Origin of the sequence: Elstera litoralis, from assembly GCF_000963705.1 — a bacterium.
GTDB lineage: Bacteria > Pseudomonadota > Alphaproteobacteria > Elsterales > Elsteraceae > Elstera > Elstera litoralis.
Genome location: NZ_LAJY01000947.1, coordinates 1 through 711 on the forward strand (window position 1 = coordinate 1; position 711 = coordinate 711).

Here is a 711-nt window from a genome sequence, read left to right on the forward strand (position 1 = left end):
GCGATATCGCCCAAGATCTGCACGCGGCCATTGGCGACGATGGGAACGTTTGCGCACGTCATCGAGATTATTAAAACTATTGTTAACCCGTAACGAAATCCGTTCCTTGGCGGTTTCGATGATCCCCGCTGGAGCCACGGCGGCTTGGCGCTGGAGCGCATCGAAAATCTGGGTCGGGCTGATGCCTAAGGTCGCAAGCTTGGCGTGGGAGAATTCCACGAAGATTTTTTCGTCCTGGGTGCCGTACAACTCAACCTTGCCGACGAGCTTGACCGTCAAAAGCTGCTGGCGGACGTTTTCCACATACTGCTTTAGCTCGGCTTGGCTGAAGCCATCGGCGGAGAAAGCATAGATAACGCCAAAAGTATCGCCGAACTCATCATTCACGAACGGCCCCTGCACGCCATTCGGCAGGGTGCGCTGAACGTCGCCCAGTTTTTTGCGCAATTGATAGAAGAGGCTCGGCACTTCCTTCGGCGGTGTGTAATCGGCAAAGGTCAGCTTAATCAGCGTTTCACCGGGCTTCGAATAGCTCACCGCATTGTCGAAGAATGCCAGTTCCTGAAGCTTTTTTTCGAGCTTATCGGTGACTTGCAACTCCATTTCGCGGGCGGTCGCCCCCGGCCAAAAGGCCTGAACCACCACCGTCTTAATCGTGAAATCCGGGTCTTCCTGCCGCCCGAGCCCCATGTAGGAGAGGGCTCCGGCAAT

1 protein-coding gene is annotated in these 711 nt (G+C 55.4%); it reads right to left on the reverse strand.

Features of this window, described 5'->3' with window-relative positions; translation table 11 throughout:
• Positions 1–711: efflux RND transporter permease subunit (locus VZ95_RS20875; protein ID WP_198148473.1), on the reverse strand; the 711-nt coding region annotated here is incomplete at both ends.